The following is a 13,975-nucleotide window of genomic DNA, read 5'->3' as shown; positions in this document are numbered from 1 at the left end:
AATAACCAAACACCACAGGTTAACCGACGAATAACCTGGTTTTATTCCTATGCCTCTACCTCCTTGCCCGTGCGCCTGCCCTACCCCATTTAAGACCCCAGACAAACGGCAGCGTAATTATAAGACCAGTCAGTGGCATAAAGTTCAAATAAGAGAAAGAGGGAGAGCCAAAACAGTCGCAGTCCATGGCTTACTTATACAAGCGTCTAAGTAAAACAAAGCGCGGTTTGTGTGATAATAAAATGCTAATCGGTGCCAAAAGCCGCGAATTTACAGAATGTGTTAGGAAACGGAATTTCAGGCATAAAAAAAGCCACCTAAGTGACTGATTTTAATGGAGGCGCGAGTCGGAATCGAACCGGCGTTAACGGAGTTGCAGTCCGCTGCATGACCACTCTGCCATCGCGCCATCGCATGCTATACAAAATTTGGAGCGGGAAACGAGATTCGAACTCGCGACCCCGACCTTGGCAAGGTCGTGCTCTACCAACTGAGCTATTCCCGCCCTGTACAACAGTGGGGCGTATTATAGAGAGATCTGCGGTGGTGTCAACCATGTTATCGAATTATTTTTGCTTAAAGATTAACCACTTACAGTTCTTCTGTTAAGTCCGGCCACGCTGACTTGAGGTAAAGGATCATAGACCACAGCGTTAACAGGGCAGCAGCATACAAGGCCGCTACGCCAGCCCATGAGATCATGCTATAAGGCTCAAAAGCTATCAGCACAAAGATTGAGATCATCTGTAATGTCGTTTTTATTTTCCCTATATTAGAGACCGCAACACTGGCTCTTTTACCTAATTCTGCCATCCACTCTCTTAAGGCTGATATGACAATTTCGCGTCCAATAATGATCATAGCCGGAATCGTCATCCAGGATTGAGCAAAGGTTTCTACGAGCAATACCAACGCAATCGAGACCATCAGTTTATCGGCAACCGGATCTAAAAATGCACCCAGAGCGGATGACTGATCCCAACGCCGCGCGAGATATCCATCGAGCCAGTCGGTAACAGCGGCTATGGCGAATATTGCGCCCGATGCCATCGCTGCCCAGCTATAAGGTAGATAGTAACAAAGCACTAAAACGGGAATAAGGCCGATACGTAGCAATGTAAGTAAATTGGGTATGTTCATCGATAACAGCATATAAGCTGGCAACTCCGGGATTAGGCTTCTGGATGTAACGCTGCGTATATCTCATCGGCTAGCGCTGGGCTTATGGTAGTGACTTTTGCAATTTCTTCAACACTAGCGCGCTCAATTGCAGCAATTCCGCCAAAATGTTTGAGTAATTCGCGTCTTCTCTTCGGGCCTACACCGGCAATTCCTTCTAATTTAGATTGATTACGTGCTTTTCCGCGTCGGGCTCTGTGTCCGGTTATCGCAAAGCGATGCGCTTCATCACGTATATGTTGTATCAGATGCAGTGCGGATGAATCGGAGGCCAACACCACTTCCTGATTAGTTTCTGCTATGACCAGTGTTTCAAAACCCGCTTTTCGGCTGGTACCTTTTGCAACACCGATAATCTGTACTTCTGTTATCTGTAACTCTTCCAGTACTTTTACCGCTTGTGTCACCTGTCCTTTTCCGCCGTCAATCAGCAAAATATCCGGTAATACCCCTTCACCCTTTTTGATCCGGGTGTAACGGCGCATTAATGCCTGATGCATGGCAGCGTAATCATCTCCGCCGGTAATGCCTTCAATGTTAAACGTACGGTAATCTTTTTTCAGTGGGCCATTGCGATCAAACACGACACAAGAAGCTACCGTGGCTTCGCCGGAGCTATGTGAAATATCAAAACATTCTAAACGCTTGGGTACTTCTTCTAATGAGAAGACCTCTTGCAATGCAAGGAAACGTTTGTAGATATTCTGTTTACTCGCCAAATGGCTTGCAAGATGCTGCTCTGCATTGGTGAGTGCCAGCTTTTGCCACCCTGCCCGCTCGCCTTTAACCCGCGAGCTCAGGTTAATTTTTTTACCTCGCTGCTGGCTTAAAGCTTCTTCTATACAGGGTTGATCTTCCAAGTCGTGGCTGCAAATAATCTGGTCGGGGATTTCACGTGCACTGCCGATATACCATTGCGCGACAAATGCTGACAAAACCATTGCTTCGCTGTCTTCTATCGACACTTTTGGATGCAATGCCTTACTACCAACCACACGGCCGCCGCGAACAAACAGGACGTGAACACACACGCCTCCCGGTTGAATGGCACAGCCCATGACATCAGCATCACCGCTTTCACCAAATACGTACTGCTGCTCCTGAATCAGCTGTAGGCTGGTAATCTGATCCCGATAAACAACGGCACGCTCAAAATCCAGATTAGCCGCCGCTGTTTCCATCTGCGCCGCCAGCTCTTTCATGATGGTATGGCTTTTCCCTTCCAGAAACATCGACGCATGGCGGATATCTTCTGCATAAGCTTCAGGCGAGACCGCCTCAACACACGGCGCGCTACAGCGTTTTATCTGGTATTGCAGACAAGGACGCGAGCGATTGCGGAAAAAGGCGTCATCACATGAGCGAATCCGGAATATTTTCTGCAGAATATTTAAACTGTCATTAACCGCCGCACGGCTTGGAAATGGTCCAAAATACCGACCTTTTTTACGCTTTGTGCCACGATGAAAGGTTAGCACCGGATAATCTTCTTTTTCAGAGACAAAGATATAAGGGTAGCTTTTATCATCCCTGAGCAGAATATTATAAGGTGGACGATACTCTTTTATCAGGCTCTGCTCTAACAGCAGCGCTTCGGTTTCGCTGTTGGTGACGGTAATTTCTATGTTGGCAATGTGACTCACCAACGCCTTAGTTTTTACCGTTAGGCCGGTGGTTCGAAAATAACTACTGACGCGTTTTTTCAGGTTTTTGGCTTTACCAATATAAAGCAGCTCACCAGCGGTATTTTGCATCTGATAAACACCAGGACGCGGCGTTAACTGTGCTAAAAAAGCCTTACTGTCAAAAACAGGTTCAGCGTTTTTCGCAGCAATCTCTTCGGATACGGCTTCAGGCATAAAAGTTTCAGGCATAAGAAATAAGCATCGTTTATTTTATTGCTCTTGATGCCTTGGTAGCGTCCATATGAATATGTGTGGCTTCGCTATGTACCGCTTCAAGACGCTTACGCGTATCATCCGATATTCCCGCACCACGTGACAAAGACACTTCAAGAAACGCACCAATTTCTGCATAAAAATAAAGCCGCGCATCAAAGTTTCGCGCGCGCTTAAGTTTACAAAGAGCAATCTGAGCGCCATTCATCAATACGGTATTGATATTAGTATCTGATAACAGGGGGAAACGTTTTTGTGCTCTTTGTTCTGTATTGGTAACTTCACTCATATACTTACCTGCTTGCAGCCATTCATTATTTCTTTCCCGATACTTCTCTTGACTCTTTGTCTCGACTCTTTGTCGCTACAACCTTTCCCGAAACAGTCCCGATAGTAATATACTTTAGGGGAGATCATCCTGGATGTGAATCATTAATAGTGAGTATTATATCAGTGAAAGACAGTGTAGTTGTTGATATTAATAAAGATCTGCAATGGCTTGCGGATGCACACCCCATCATGAATCTTCCTGACGGTATTGAGGCATTTATACCCAGCGATCACCTTAAGAACCCACACCATATACCTGCGTCCTGGAGAACCTACCCTGAACCACCCGCATATCGTTTAGGACGACAGTTCGAAGACTGCATAGCACTACTACTTCAACAAAGTGCGGATGCCCAACTACTTCAGAGAAATCTGATCATCACAGGAGAAAACCGAACCTTAGGTGAGCTGGATTGCCTTTATACTAATGCGGCAGGAGAGTGCATTCATCTGGAGTTGGCAATTAAATTTTACCTTTATAGAGGGGATGAAAATGCTCTTGCGAGTGATCTTGTGTATGGTTCTGAAACCGGCTTAGAAAATTTTGTAGGTCCCGGCGGGAAAGATCGACTTGATAAAAAATGGCAGCGCTTAATACAACATCAACTTCCGATAAGCAGCACGCCTGCCGCCATAGCAGCAATGCACAATGCAGGATTAAGCACACCAACCCATCGCCAACTGCTCCTTACCGGCCTGTTGTTTTATCCGTATCAAGATTGGCAAACCTACCCGCTTGCTAATAAGTCACTTAGCCCACAGCACAATCGTGGCTGGTGGTTATTTCAACATCAGATTAATCAACTTTTATGCGAAGCCGAGGTAGCCTTTATAGTTCTACCACGCTGGTATTGGATAGGCGGCCTTCATCATTACGAATCGCCAGCGCCGCTGACTCATGAAGAGCTCATGTACAACGTATTAGAAGATTCAGAACCTAAAATGATTGCCATTATAAAGTGGAATACTCAAGGACAATGCTGGGAGGAATGCAGCCGTGGATTTATTGTACGGAACGATTGGCCTGCTTCACATTCAGGGTTAGGTTCGGCATCAAACAATAAAAGGAAGGGAATGAAGATATAAAAAAGCAGTTATTGAATCTCTCCAATAACTGCCTTGATTAAAGATAATTCAAGTTAAGGATAATACAGGTATCTATAATCAGTGTAGCTATCATTGATCTGGCTACAATTCAGTTAACGGTTATTTAGCGTCGCTGGCGGCCGCTTTTTCGGCGTCCTGTGCTATCACTTTTTTCAACACACCAATACCAACAAAAACCAGTGCTACGCACACAGCAATAACAGCCACACTCGGTGCGATAGAGATCAAGTTGTATTTGTCAACGCCAAACATATAATTATACCTTTAGTCTAATAGTTAATTAAATTCTGGCGCAATTATAACAATCTATTGATCTGACTCAAAACGTTTTACCAAACTTGAGGTATCCCAACGCCCGCCACCCATACTTTGCACTTCAGCATAAAACTGATCAACCAGCGCAGTGACAGGTAATTGAGCGCCATTACGACGCGCTTCATCCAGAGTAATACCCAAATCTTTGCGCATCCAGTCCACAGCAAATCCGTAATCAAATACATCATCAATCATGGTTTTATGGCGGTTCACCATCTGCCATGAACCGGCAGCACCATGCTGAATCACATCAAACACCTGCTCTGCATCAAGACCCGACTGTTTAGCAAAATGAACGGCTTCCGCCAAACCTTGAACTAAACCAGCGATACAGATCTGATTCACCATTTTTGCCAGTTGTCCGTTTCCGGCTTCGCCCAACAAGCGAATCGATTTACCATACGCTTTCATCACTGGCTCAGCTAAGTCAAATGAGACTGAATCACCACCCACCATAACGCTCAGAACGCCATTTTCTGCACCCGCCTGTCCACCTGAAACCGGCGCATCAAGAAAGCCGATACCTTGGCTAATTGCTATCTGGTTCAACTCGCGTGCGACCTCTGCTGAGGCCGTGGTATGATCCACCAGCACGGTTCCTGATGCCATCGCCGCCAAAACGCCGTCAGCTCCGCGAGTCACTTCACGCAGATCATTATCGTTACCCACACAGGTAAAAACAATCTCAGCACCACTCGCCGCCAGCGCCGGAGTAGCCGCCATTGCTCCACCATACGCTTCAACCCACTTATCCGCTTTCGCCGATGTACGGTTATAGACAGTTACATCGTGGCCACTCTTTTGAAGATGACCCGCCATAGGAAAACCCATCGTTCCCAAGCCGATAAATGCTAATTTCATTTCTCTTCCTTATTAGTTCTGTTCAACAAATCGTCTTTCATTCAGGTTGTTTATGCCATACTGCAATTTTTTAAGCTACTCAAAAAGTACAAAAACAAAGTAATATCGACAGCTTGGCACTGCCAGATGAGCGTTGCACTGAGCTCTGGTATTGAGCCTTTATATTGGGCTCTTGTATTGAACCAATCCACAAGCCAACAGCTCTACCCTATATAAGCTTTTTTCATTAACCGGAGAGACATCATGATTATTCGACCTGTTTTATTCAGCTTTTTACTATTGCTCTCCAGCTTAGGCGCCAGCCACACTTACGCGGATGACAGCATGATGTTCAGCGAACTCACCTTCCCAGATTTAGAAGGCCGGGACGTCAGCATGACTGAGTTTCGCGGCAAAGTCGTTTTGCTTAACTTCTGGGCGACATGGTGCCCGCCCTGTGTAAAAGAGATGCCCTCTATGGAAAAGCTAAGACAAAAATATGCAGGACAGGATTTTGAAGTTGTTGCCATCAATGCAGGTGAAGATAGCGAATCAGTTGAGGCGTTTTTGCTGGAAAGAGATATCACCTTTCCTATTTTATTAGATATACGCGGTGCCTCCTTTATGACACTTGGCATACGCGGCTTGCCGATGAGTTTCCTGTTAAATAAAGAAGGCCGTAGCGTGATGACCTTTTTGGGTGAGCGCGACTGGCTAGAGCCTGCTCAAACTAAGCTGATTGAAGCAGAGCTGGCTAACTAACCAAAAGGGGCCTAACAAGGCCCCCTATTAATTACTGCAATTTCTTCTATTACATTCCTTCAATGCAAAGACCTAACCTACCTGCCAACTTTCAGCTAACACAAGTTGTAAGTTATCTTTTGTATCCTGGGGTATCACATTACCGGCGCCACCAGGCACATCGTAAGCAGCCATCGCCGATACCAACTGGTCTACTTGATTATTCAGAAGTACTGCAGGACCTACTTCAATCTGGTCCAGCTGGTAATCGCTCCCTGCGTACCAGTGACTAACAGTTACCTGATTATCAGTTCCTGCCACATCTATCTGTAAGTGATCTTCGTTACGGCTAAGCCAAAGATCTTCAAAATTAACCCCCTCAAACCTTGCCAAATCGACATCGCCAGGTTGAGTATCAAGATTTTCGAGTGTATCCACACCAAAGCCTGCATTAAAGACATAGGTATCACTGCCTTCGCCACCCGATAAAAAATCATCACCTGCACCACTCATCAAAGTATTATCAGCATCATCTCCCAGGATATTTCGACTACTTAGTGCATCGGTTATCGTTACGGTCGCTGTCGGCGTTGTTCTACCAAAAGCGCCATATAGCTGTGCGGCTGTTAATTCACCGCCACTTTCAAATTCAAGTTTTTCAAAGGTGTTGGCAACGGCAAAAAAGTTTTCGATACAGACCTGATCACCGTCACTGGCGATACGAAGTATAAGGTCATCTCCGGAGCTCATGAGTCCGCTTGCCACATCATTAAAGCTGATACCGTCAATAAAGCGGATAACATTAAGTCCTTGTGTATCAATAACCTTATCTTTACCACTATTTGAACCAATAATGTACGTATCGTTGCCGGCACCTCCAAAGAGTTGATCATCGCCTCCTCCCCCTTGCAAGGCGTCATCACCGGCCCCAGCTAATAAGATATCGTTACCATCACCTGCCATCAGTGAATTATCTTTACCATTAGCAAAAAATTCTTTTCCTGAAAGCACTGTTGCCACTGGAGCGGTTTTTCCAAAAGCTGCATACAATTGCGTGGCCGTTAATTCACCCCCACTTTCAAACTCCAGCTTCTCAAAAGTATTAGCAACGGCAAAAAAGTTTTCGATGCGTACTTGATCGCCATTGCTACCAATGCGCAAAATAAGATCCTCACCGGAACTCATCAAACCGCTTGCCACATCATTAAAACCGAGGCCGTCGACAAAGCGAATGATATTTACTCCCTCTGTATCAACTATTGTGTCGCTGCCGTTATTGGCGCCAATAATATACACATCGCTACCTGCCCCACCCATCAAGCGATCATCACCTGTCAAACCGGATAACGTATCATCGCCTTTACCCGCCACTAATACATCATGTGTGGCATCGCCGACTAAGGCATCATTCCCATCAATATTAACAGCAAAAACAATACCGCTATCACTCGTTAAACCTGTGCTTGTTTCAGCAAAGCCCGTATCAGTCTCGGCAGAAGTGTCAGCTCCTTCTCCGGTAGATGTATCAGAAGCAGAGTCATTTGAAGCAGAGTCATTTGAAGCAGGGTTATCAGACGCAGAGCTTTCAGAATCACTAGTACTACTTGAAAACATTCCCGCTATCTCACTGGCACTGATCGCATAGCCACCATCTGAAGGTTGAACATAACTGATCGCATAGTCCCCGCCTAAAAAATGCTTTAGCACAGTTATTTGCTGATTTTCATCATTATCCAGGCGAATTACCAGGTCATCACCCGACTGCGAAAACGACAGCCGCTGACGAGTTATCCCCCCATTGAGTAAAATCCAGTCAGCGCCGCCTCCGGCATTATCAATGACATCTACGCCATCACCCGCGCTATAGTAATAGTGATCATTACCAGCGCCTCCCTGCAAGAAGTCTTGTCCATCTTCCCCCCTGAGAGTATCGTTACCGTCACCCCCTATAAGAAGGTCATCACCGCTATCGTTGCCGGAACCATTCCCACCATAAAGCTGATCATTACCAGCACCACCGTAAAGCTCATCGTCACCGCTAAATGCAAATATGACATCGTTGCCGGCATACCCGTATATATAATCAGCCCGGCCATTTCCGACTAACTGCTCTGCCTGTTCAGTTCCGCTAATCACGTTCTTAACGCTGATAACAATAGTCCCATCAGAGAGCCCACCATTTCCATCAGAAATAGTGTAATGTACTTTTGCATCGCCCGAATAATCGTTATCCGCTATGTAGTGAATATTATTTCCCGCTTCGTTTAAAGAAACACTTCCAGAACGTGAATTTACAGAAATAACATTCAAAGTATCGCCATCAGAATCTGTATCGTTAGCCAATATATCCTGAACATCAATGTTAGTACTTTCACCAGAATTTATACTATAAGAAAGGCTGTCATCATTAGCTTGCGGTTTATAATTAATAACATCCAGATGATTAATGACATCTTCTACATTCCAGGCCGTACCATCCATAAACGTGATATTGAATCCAGAATCAAAGAAACCATCGATTGCAATTGAGCTCCCTTGGAAGTCTATAAGGAGATCTTCACTATTACGCTTTAAAAACAATTCGTCTGGTTTAATACCATCAAGAAATTTTAAAACTTCTGTATTTAAACCATTTTCTTCAACAATGGTTATATTCCCGTCTGCTCTTCCATACTCGTATGCATCATCTCCATTGCCACCCTCTAGTAAATCATCTCCAGAGCCACCGCGGAGCGTATCATTGCCATCTCCACCCCATAAGCGATCATCGCCACTCCCGCCCGATAAATAATCATTGCCGAGCCCGCCACTTAACGCATCATTACCACTATCTCCGTAAAGCTCATCATTACCCTCTCCGCCACTCAGATCATCATCACCTTTACCGCCCATGATCTGGTCATCTCCTCCCTTGCCGCTGATGACATCCCTTAAGTGGCTTCCAACTAAATAATCATCGCCTTCATAATGAACTTCACCATCAAAAACAGAACCGTCTTCAAACTCGACTGAAATACTATTTTGATCAAAAGCATCTGGGGCAAAGTAACTATCCAGCATGACAGTTTCACCGCTAGAGACGACTGTCAGTAGAAGGCCCACTCCTTCACGGGTAGCTCGTATATCGCTGGCAGTTATACCTGTTAAAAATTGAAGCGTTTCAACAGCGCCTTGCTCTTCATAAAAACTAAACTTTTCTTTCCAGGTGATTTTGTCATTGCCGTCGCCTAAACCAAATAGAAAGGTATCACTGCCGAGGCCACCAATGAGCCAATCATTACCTGAGCCGCCCCTAATCACATTATTACCATCACCGCCGGTGAGGGTATTATTCCCATCGATACCCACTATAGTAGTAAAAAGATCATGAAAAATATTCTTGGCATCCCACACAGTGCCGTCAGCAAACTGGACTTGATCAATGCCATTAGCATACTTTACTGGCGTTGCTGACCATCCACGAAACTGGTCTCTATAGTGTCCTAGTATAGTGACCTCTTCACCCGTGCTATTTATGGTGAAAACCAAATGATCCATAATCCGAGTTACTTTTACGTCATTGACACCTATCTCTCCAACAAACTCCAATTTATCAACGCTATCGACACCCCAATCCAGATTATAAATTGACGTATCTCCGTCTCCTTTTGCAAACAGGTAGATGTCATTGCCGCTATCTCCTTGCAAAAAATCTCCGCTTCCGTGCCCCCCATTTAAAACATCATTGCCATTACCGCCGATCAGTTCATCAGTACCATAGCCTCCTGAAAGCGTATCGTCACCAGAGTGCCCCAGGAGCTTATCGTTCCCTGCTCCCCCAAAGAGGAAGTCGTTTCCGTGCTGCTCGCTAGGTAGATGGGCTTCACCATAGGAATAAAAATCCCCTTGAAGCTGGTCGTCACCTTCACCACCATACAGGCGGTCATCTCCTGCTGCTCCTATGACAACATCGTCCCCTGCGCCACCATAAGCAACATCGTTGTCGCCTTCTGCTGAACTTCCGTCAAGGGCCCCACCGACTATCCGGTCGTTTCCTCCTCCCCCATAAAGAGAATCCGCGCCATCACCACCCTCTAGTAAATCGTCACCATTACCAGCATTTATGATGTCATCGCCGCCATACCCATAAAAACGAGTACCTCTATTGATATTTGAGACAGAGCCGCTTTGATATAACTCAAAACCCGGCGTATATTCAAATCCACCGCCGCTACCCCCTCCTATATCCAGCGATGTATTTTCGCCAGAAAGGCTATCTGATAAGACATCCTCAGCAGTATTAACAGACTCTTCGCTTTGCGAGCTGAATGTGGTTACATCGATTGTATTCAACACATCAGATTTTTCAGAGCCCATAACATCTGTCTCATTTAAAATCTCAGTAATAGTATGATTAATACCATTATAAAAAATGGAGTTTATAATCGCGCTATCATATGTCGATTTATGATCCATGTTTGTTATCAGAATATTGCTCTCTGAATTACCGTTAAACTTTATAATTAAATTATCATTGGATAAGACAAGGTTAATACCCGTTACTTCGCCAACAACGTTAATGGAGTTCCATTTATCAACATCATTAATGGTTAGCGTTTCAGCCCCTATCTGATAAACAAATACATCTCTACCGGATCCACCATCGGAAAAAGTCGCTCCTTCGCCACCATCAAGAGTGTCAGTTCCTGCTCCGCCGTAGAGGTAATCCACATCATTACCACCCGACAAGTTATCGTTACCGTCGCCTCCATACAGGGTGTCACTACCACCCCCACCTATAAGCGTGTCGTTGCCGCTGTCACCGTAAAGGACATCATTGCCATGGTATTCATAATCAAGGTTAGCAATGCCATTGATATCTTTTTCAGCACTGGCATCACCATGGATATAATCATCACCTTCGCCGCCATATACAACGTCGCTTCCGGCTGAGCCATACACTTTATCATTACCTTTACCTGCTTCAATAAAGTCATTGCCATAACGAAAAACCGGCGGTGTCTCTTCACGCCCTAATGCAAACTTAATAATATAATTAAAACCAATTGAGTCACCGAGAATATAATCATCACCTAATCCGCCCAAGATGAGATCATTACCACCGCCGCCATTACCAACATCATTGCCATCGCCTAAATCAATATAATCGGCATCTGACAATAGTGGACTATCATCAAAAATGACTCCTCGCACAATGGTATGATGTCCCTCTGTCCAGTGCATATCCCAATCGTCATAACCTACAGCCTCCAGATCTCCAGTAATAAAGTCATCCCCTGCCCCGCCATATAAAGTATCTTTACCGGCACCACCATGGATCAGGTTTCTGCCACTATTCCCTACGATGTAATCATCGCCGCCGAATCCTGACAAAACATCCTTGGATGTTTCCAGATTGGTTGCATTTTGCACTACCGTCAGAAGATCCGCGGCTAAAGAAGCAAACATATAATCGGCTCCTTCTCCACCATAGAGGTGATCATAACCCGCACCACCTTCCAGAATGTTTACACTATCAGCCATCCCGAAGTTTGAACTATATCCGCCACCCCATAATTGATCGTTACCAGTGCCACCTTTAATGTGGTCAGCACCTGCATTACCAACTAGCACATCATCCCCCGCAAACCCTAAAATCAGCTCATCGGCGGCCGTGCCTTCATCCTCAGTCATGTACGTATTATCTTTATCACTGCTCAGGCTGATTGTGTTAGTAGTAGATGAAACAGGTGTGATATCAGAGAGCGTGATATTTAACGATTGTTTATTTTTATCGTAGTTCTCGATGACTAAACCGCCATTAACAGTCAGTCTGTCTTCATTAAGCAGATAGATAAACTGACCATCAGCGCTTGTATACTGATTGACCGGATCTCCCTCTTTTCTGATACCACCGGTAAGTACTACATTGTTAAGCCTAACGGCGCCCTTATGATCTGAATCAGAAATCACATCGGAATCATCTGCAAAATACGTATCAAAATCATCACCGCCTTCTAAGCGGTCAGCACCCTTGCCACCTTCAAGATAATCATGACCTGCATTTCCTTTAAGGGTATCGTTATCAGCCCCACCAAAAAGGTGGTCGTCATTATCCAGCCCTGAAAGGGTATCGGCATCACTGGAGCCAAACAGGTATTGTTTTGATATAGACGCCGCATGAGAGGCTCCAGCAACATGTACCAATGTATCCGAATCAAAATCTTTATAAGTAGAAAGCTCTGCGCCTATTAGCGTCGCAGAATTATCTGTCGTTCTTTGTATATTCAGATAGGTTAGCAATTGAGCTCTGTCTTGCAGGTATTGCTCAGAAAAATTCTCTGCGGCTAAATCACTATGCTTGCTGTAAAGCGACTCACTCCCCGTAACGGCAAATGGATTAAGGTTGTCTAAAGCATAGCGATAGGCAAGCCCTGCTGTTGAATTATCAGCTGCTGCATCAGAAATCGTGTTTATGTTAACGATGCTTAGCCCTTGATACTCTGGCTTGAGCTGTGGGTTTTCAACATGGGGTTGAATCAGTAGTTTTTCAGTAATTAATTTTATACGTGCATGCAACTCTTCACGGTCATCTGTTGAAACAATAGTTCCTCCGTCTCCTAGCAAATCGCCTATCGCATTCACTATTTTTTCTAAACTTTCTGCTGGTTTGGATGCCGCCATTTCCAGATAGTTATTAATACCCTTTTGGTTAAGCGTAGGGTCTATCAAAGATAATATTTGAGATACGGCTAACGAGTCTACTAATAAACTAACGCTGTGATTTAAAAAATCTAATGGTTGCGCTTCTATAAACACGGGAGTGGGATCACCGATAGAAACACCAAGTCCTGCTGTTAACTCCTTACCCACCTCGGCATAATACTGGACTCCTTCATCCTCTGAAAAAGAGAACATTTCGCCACCTAGCAACTGCTGTATCCTATCAACAACCTCTAATGCGCCTCCTCCCAATCCGGCTCCGTTATAGGTAGATAAGTTATTAACGGTGTCTGAAAAAAATATCGAGAGTAGCGATGACAAGTGCCCGCCTAAACTGTGCCCTGCTGTAGAAACCTGATCCACATTAGCTAGAGCACCAATACCAACATCATCTGGGAACAACCCTATAGATAGTTTTAGTATGTCTGCGAAAAATGAATAATCAACAGGCATGCCCACTGGCGTTTGCAGTTTTTTGAAATAACGATACATATCAAATGCTTGAGAAGTCGCAATCCCCGACCGCCCAATGCCTAACAGATCAGCGAATAAAACATCGTTTAATTTTTCACTTAATGTCTCTAGTTCAGTACCTCTGTTAGCAAAGACATATTCTTGAGTATGTTTATTTTTAAACAAAGTAGCCGAAAAGCCTGATGCGGTATTCGCCTGGTGGCTCACGACTTCCCAGTCATTTAAGAACTCATCTATTTGGGTTTCACTAAGAGGACTTGTTACGGCTAATAAAGCGGCTTTAACTTTATCAACACTTGTAACTGTTTTATTAGCAGCTTCATCCCATAAATCAGCATAAGCCGCTTCGGCTAACAATGCATGATTGTATGCTGTCTTAATGTCCATAA

Annotated in this window: 8 protein-coding genes and 2 tRNA genes; 2 read left to right on the top strand and 8 right to left on the bottom strand. The window is 44.7% G+C overall.

The window, feature by feature from the left end; genetic code table 11:
• Window positions 1-335: 335 nt before the first annotated feature.
• The 5 genes from BM099_RS06945 to BM099_RS06925 all read right to left on the bottom strand — a co-directional run bounded on the left by BM099_RS06945 (window position 336) and on the right by BM099_RS06925 (window position 3,366).
• Window positions 336-409: transfer RNA gene (locus tag BM099_RS06945), tRNA-Cys, on the bottom strand.
• Window positions 410-429: 20 nt separating this feature from the next.
• Window positions 430-505 (bottom strand) — tRNA-Gly (locus tag BM099_RS06940).
• 86 nt (window positions 506-591) lie between these two features.
• A complete protein-coding gene (gene pgsA / locus BM099_RS06935; protein WP_090726204.1) occupies window positions 592-1,140 on the bottom strand; it encodes a CDP-diacylglycerol--glycerol-3-phosphate 3-phosphatidyltransferase in 549 nt (182 codons plus the stop codon).
• Between the two features lie 32 nt (window positions 1,141-1,172).
• Entirely contained in the window at window positions 1,173-3,038 is a 1,866-nt protein-coding gene (gene uvrC / locus BM099_RS06930) for an excinuclease ABC subunit UvrC (protein ID WP_232348992.1), read from the bottom strand.
• A 31-nt stretch (window positions 3,039-3,069) separates the two neighbouring features.
• The gene (locus tag BM099_RS06925; protein ID WP_090726082.1) at window positions 3,070-3,366 is read right to left on the bottom strand and encodes an excinuclease ABC subunit C; all 297 of its coding nucleotides are present in this window, start codon (window positions 3,364-3,366) and stop codon (window positions 3,070-3,072) included.
• A 149-nt stretch (window positions 3,367-3,515) separates the two neighbouring features.
• Here BM099_RS06925 and BM099_RS06920 point away from each other — a divergent pair, with 149 nt between their 5' ends.
• A complete protein-coding gene (locus tag BM099_RS06920; protein WP_143083741.1) occupies window positions 3,516-4,493 on the top strand; it encodes a DUF1853 family protein in 978 nt (325 codons plus the stop codon).
• A gap of 120 nt (window positions 4,494-4,613) precedes the next feature.
• Here BM099_RS06920 and BM099_RS20405 read toward each other — a convergent pair whose 3' ends face one another.
• The gene (locus BM099_RS20405; protein ID WP_177201101.1) at window positions 4,614-4,766 is read right to left on the bottom strand and encodes a hypothetical protein; all 153 of its coding nucleotides are present in this window, start codon (window positions 4,764-4,766) and stop codon (window positions 4,614-4,616) included.
• Window positions 4,767-4,820: 54 nt separating this feature from the next.
• Window positions 4,821-5,690, bottom strand: coding sequence for an NAD(P)-dependent oxidoreductase (locus tag BM099_RS06915; RefSeq protein ID WP_090726078.1), 870 nt, complete (start codon window positions 5,688-5,690; stop codon window positions 4,821-4,823).
• A 243-nt stretch (window positions 5,691-5,933) separates the two neighbouring features.
• On the opposite strand from BM099_RS06915, the gene BM099_RS06910 reads away from it, so the two are divergent.
• Window positions 5,934-6,431 carry a TlpA disulfide reductase family protein gene (locus BM099_RS06910; RefSeq protein ID WP_090726076.1) on the top strand — a complete coding sequence of 166 codons (498 nt, stop codon included), beginning with the start codon at window positions 5,934-5,936 and terminating at the stop codon, window positions 6,429-6,431.
• 72 nt (window positions 6,432-6,503) lie between these two features.
• Here the strand turns inward: BM099_RS06910 and BM099_RS06905 are convergent, their stop codons facing one another.
• On the bottom strand, window positions 6,504-13,973 hold the full coding sequence (locus BM099_RS06905) for a calcium-binding protein (RefSeq protein ID WP_090726074.1): 7,470 nt from the start codon (window positions 13,971-13,973) through the stop codon (window positions 6,504-6,506).
• Between the last annotated feature and the right edge of the window lie 2 nt (window positions 13,974-13,975).

This window comes from Neptunomonas qingdaonensis (genome assembly GCF_900113275.1).
In the GTDB taxonomy this organism is placed as follows: domain Bacteria; phylum Pseudomonadota; class Gammaproteobacteria; order Pseudomonadales; family Balneatricaceae; genus Neptunomonas; species Neptunomonas qingdaonensis.
This window is presented reverse-complemented; position numbering and strand designations above follow the sequence as displayed.

What these genes read in the sequence shown, in the direction of transcription:
- BM099_RS06910 (WP_090726076.1), top strand. Translation starts at nt 5,934, where the DNA reads ATGATTATTCGACCTGTTTTATTCAGCTTTTTACTATTGCTCTCCAGC.
- BM099_RS06925 (WP_090726082.1), bottom strand. Translation starts at nt 3,366, where the DNA reads ATGAGTGAAGTTACCAATACAGAACAAAGAGCACAAAAACGTTTCCCC.
- BM099_RS06905 (WP_090726074.1), bottom strand. Translation starts at nt 13,973, where the DNA reads ATGGACATTAAGACAGCATACAATCATGCATTGTTAGCCGAAGCGGCT.
- pgsA (WP_090726204.1), bottom strand. Translation starts at nt 1,140, where the DNA reads ATGAACATACCCAATTTACTTACATTGCTACGTATCGGCCTTATTCCC.
- BM099_RS06915 (WP_090726078.1), bottom strand. Translation starts at nt 5,690, where the DNA reads ATGAAATTAGCATTTATCGGCTTGGGAACGATGGGTTTTCCTATGGCG.
- uvrC (WP_232348992.1), bottom strand. Translation starts at nt 3,038, where the DNA reads ATGCCTGAAGCCGTATCCGAAGAGATTGCTGCGAAAAACGCTGAACCT.
- BM099_RS20405 (WP_177201101.1), bottom strand. Translation starts at nt 4,766, where the DNA reads ATGTTTGGCGTTGACAAATACAACTTGATCTCTATCGCACCGAGTGTG.